Below are 208 nucleotides of genomic sequence, written 5' to 3' on the forward strand. Positions count from 1 at the left end.
CACAGTATTCGGGTCGGTGGCCTCAGATCCGACGGTGTCGCGACTGATCTCGGCGTTGGCCGCTGATGCCCCGGCAGCCTTGACGGCGATCAACACGGCCCGCGCCGCAGCCCGAGCAACGTGCTGGTCGCTCGCCGATAGCGTTGCTCCCGATCATGACGCCAGCGTTGCTGCACCGCTGATCATCGACCTCGACGCCACCCTACTC

Annotated in this window: 1 pseudogene; it reads left to right on the top strand. The window is 66.3% G+C overall.

Annotation, left to right across the window (positions count from 1 at the left end):
* Positions 1-208, top strand: a pseudogene (locus HH308_RS29500) (IS1380 family transposase); the annotation flags it as partial.

This window comes from Gordonia asplenii (assembly GCF_012933505.1).
Lineage (GTDB): Bacteria > Actinomycetota > Actinomycetes > Mycobacteriales > Mycobacteriaceae > Gordonia > Gordonia asplenii.